Annotated in this window: 3 protein-coding genes; 2 read left to right on the top strand and 1 reads right to left on the bottom strand. The window is 75.8% G+C overall.

Annotated elements, in window-relative coordinates; translation table 11 throughout:
* Positions 1-444, bottom strand: a 444-nt coding sequence (locus ABD308_RS14830) for a PfkB family carbohydrate kinase (protein WP_344333713.1), incomplete at its 3' end; no start/stop codon positions are given.
* A 182-nt stretch (positions 445-626) separates the two neighbouring features.
* On the opposite strand from ABD308_RS14830, the gene ABD308_RS14825 reads away from it, so the two are divergent.
* Both ABD308_RS14825 and ABD308_RS14820 read left to right on the top strand, forming a co-directional pair.
* Positions 627-1,934, top strand: a complete 1,308-nt coding sequence (locus ABD308_RS14825; RefSeq protein WP_344333711.1) for a type III PLP-dependent enzyme domain-containing protein — start codon at positions 627-629, stop codon at positions 1,932-1,934.
* The coding region (locus tag ABD308_RS14820) for an N-acyl-D-amino-acid deacylase family protein (RefSeq protein ID WP_344333709.1) at positions 1,934-3,333 on the top strand (1,400 nt) is incomplete at its 3' end. The genes ABD308_RS14825 and ABD308_RS14820, both read left to right, overlap by 1 nt.

The following is a 3,333-nucleotide window of genomic DNA, read 5'->3' as shown; positions in this document are numbered from 1 at the left end:
CCGGCTGCGGCCCGGGCCGAGGTCATGGCGGTCGCCGGTGCCGCCGCCGACCTCCTTGAGGTACAGGCCGGTCGGGCGGTGCGGGTCGACGGCGACCGCGGAGACGTCCACCCCGCGGGCGGTCAGTTCGCCGAGCAGGCGGCGGCCGAAGCCGTCGTCGCCGACCCGGCTGATCCAGGCGCTCGGCACGCCCAGGGCGGTCAGGGCGCCGGCCACGTTGGACTCGGCGCCGCCGACTGAGAGGCTGAAGTTCTCCACGGACTCCAGCGGCCCGGGCCGGTCCGGGAGGAGGACGGCCATCGACTCGCCCACGCAGACGGCCAGCGGAACGGCGGGCGGCGTCGGGTTCGCCGCGGCGGATGCCGGGCCGGTCGCGGACGGGGCGGCCGTCGGACGGCCGGGCGGTGGGGTGCCCGGGCTCGCGGCGGCGTCCTGGCGTGGCATCTGCTGGGCTCCTCGGAGTGCTGCGGCCGGCCGGGTGGGGGGGGGGTGCTGTGGCGAGCCTGCCTGCCCCGCGTCCGGCGGGGGCTGTCGTTGACCTTCGTCCGGCGCCGATGCTAGAACCGTGCTGCCAGCATGTGCAACCCTCATTGCGCATGTTGCAACATGGCAGATGGAGGAAGACGGTGGACCAGACCTTCGCAAGCAGCGGCACCGGCCCCGGCCTCGACACCGGCAAGGTGGCGGCCCTGGCCGAGGAGACGCTCGACTGGCGCTTCAAAGCGCTGCCACCGGACGCCGCGGGCCTGACCGTCCGCCAGTACCTGGCCACCGGTCCCGCCCTCGCCGACCTCGGCACCCCGCTGCTCACCCTCGACGCGGGCGCACTCGACCACAACCTGCGCACCATGGCCCGCTGGTGCGCCGAGGCCGGGGTGGCCCTCGCCCCGCACGGCAAGACCACCATGGCGCCCGCGCTCTGGCAGGCGCAGCTGGCCGCCGGCAGCCACGGCATCACCCTCGCCAACCTGCCGCAGCTGCGGGTCGCCCGCGCCTTCGGCTTGCGGCGGGTGCTGCTGGCCAACTCGCTGCTCGACCCGGCCGGCCTGCGCTGGCTGGCGGGCGAACTGGCCGCCGACCCGGACTTCGCCTTCGCCTCCTGGGTGGACTCCGTCGAGAGCGTCCGGCTGATGGACGAGGCGCTGCGCGCGGCCGGCGCCGAGCGCCCGGTCGAGGTGCTGGTCGAACTCGGCGGCCCCGGCGGCCGCACCGGCGCGCGCACCGTCGACGCGGCGGTCGAGATTGCCGACGCCGTCCGCGCCGCGCCGACCCTCCGGCTGGCCGGCACCGGCGGTTACGAGGGCGCGCTGGCGCACGACGCGAGCGAGGCCGGCCTCGCCTCCGTGCGCGGCTACCTGCGGTCGCTGGCCGAGCTGCACGGGCGGCTCGCCGGCCGGTACGCGGACGGGGCCGCGCCGGTGGTCACGGCCGGCGGCAGCGCCCACTTCGACCTGGTGGCCGAGGAGCTGGGCGCCCTGCCGGAGGCCTTCGTGGTGCTGCGCTCGGGCGCCTACCTCGCGCACGACGACGGCTTCTACCGGGGGATCTCGCCGCTCGCCCGCGGGGCCGGGCACGACGGGGGCGCCCTGCGCTCGGCGTTGCACGGCTGGGCCCGGGTGGTGTCCCGGCCGGAGCCGCAACTGGCGCTGCTGGACGCCGGCAAGCGCGACCTGCCGTTCGACGAGGGGCTGCCGGAGCCGCAGTCGGTGCGCGGCGGCGCGGAGCTGACCGGCACGGCGGCGCGGATCACCGCGCTCAACGACCAGCACGCCTTCCTGCGCGACGCGGGCGACCTCGCCCCGGTCGGCGCCGTGCTGCGGCTCGGGATCTCGCACCCGTGCACCGCCTTCGACAAGTGGACGCTGATCCCGGTGCTGGACGACGCCTCGGCGGCCGAGCCGAAGGTCACCGGGCTGGTCAGGACGTTCTTCTGATGAGTGACACGCACGGTGGCGGGGGCCGGGGCTCCGCCGGCCGGGACACGGTGTTCCGGGGCGCCACGGTCGTCGACGGAACGGGCTCCGGGCGGTACCGGGCGGACGTCCGGATCGCCGACGGGCTGATCGTCGAGCTCGGCGATTCGGTCGGCGGGGCGGCCCGGACGGTGGACGCGGACGGGCTGGTGCTCGCCCCCGGGTTCATCGACATGCACGCCCACTCCGACCTCGCCCTGCTGCGCGAACCCGAGCACCCGGCCAAGGTCACCCAGGGCGTGACCTGCGAGGTCCTCGGCCAGGACGGCCTGTCCTACGCGCCGGTCGACGACACCACGCTGCCCGCGCTGCGCCGCCAGATCGCCGGCTGGAACGGCGACCCGGACGGCTTCGCCTGGGACTGGCGGACCGTCGGCGGCTACCTGGACCGGCTCGACCGCACCGGCCCCGCCGTCAACGCCTGCTACCTGGTGCCGCACGGCTCGCTGCGGATGCTCGCCATGGGCTGGGACAACCGGGCCCCGGACGAGGCCGAACTCGACCGGATGCGCGAGCTGTTGGCGCAGGGCCTGGCCGAGGGCGCGGTCGGCATGTCCAGCGGCCTGACGTACACCCCCGGGATGTACGCCGGGACCGAGGAACTGGTCGAGCTCTGCCGGGTCGTCGCCGGGTACGGCGGCTTCCACGCGCCGCACCAGCGTTCCTACGGCGCGGGCGCGTTGGAGGGGTACACGGAGATGGTCGAGATCGCCCGGCGGTCCGGCTGCCCGCTCCACCTCACCCACGCCACCATGAACTTCGGCGTCAACGAGGGCCGGGCCGGCGACCTGCTGGACCTGGTCGACCGGGCGCTCGACGATGGGGTGGACCTCACCCTCGACAGCTACCCCTACCTGCCCGGCTCCACCACGCTGGCGGCACTGCTGCCGAGTTGGGCCACCGAGGGCGGCCCGCAGGCCACCCTGGCCCGGCTCGGCGACCCGGCGGCGCGCGAGCGGATCCGCTACGAGGTGGAGGAGAAGGGCAGCGACGGCTGCCACGGGGTGGTCACCGACTGGGCCACCATCCAGCTCTCCGGCGTCGGTTCCCCCGGACTCGCCGACGCGGTCGGCCGGACCGTCGCCGAACTGGCCGCCGAACAGGGCCGCACCGGCACCGAGGTCTTCCTCGACCTGCTGCTCCGGGACGGCTTGGCCACCACCATCCTCCAGCACGTCGGCCACGAGGAGAACGTCCGGGCGATCATGCGCCACCGCGCGCACACCGTCGGCAGCGACGGACTGCTGGTCGGCGCCCGTCCGCACCCGCGCGCCTGGGGCACCTTCCCGCGCTACCTGGCCCGCTACGTCCGGGAGCTGGGCGTGCTGACGCTGGAGGAGGCGGTCGCCCGGATGACCGG

Source organism: Kitasatospora putterlickiae (genome assembly GCF_039527695.1).
Taxonomy (GTDB): Bacteria; Actinomycetota; Actinomycetes; order Streptomycetales; family Streptomycetaceae; genus Kitasatospora; species Kitasatospora putterlickiae.
This window is presented reverse-complemented; position numbering and strand designations above follow the sequence as displayed.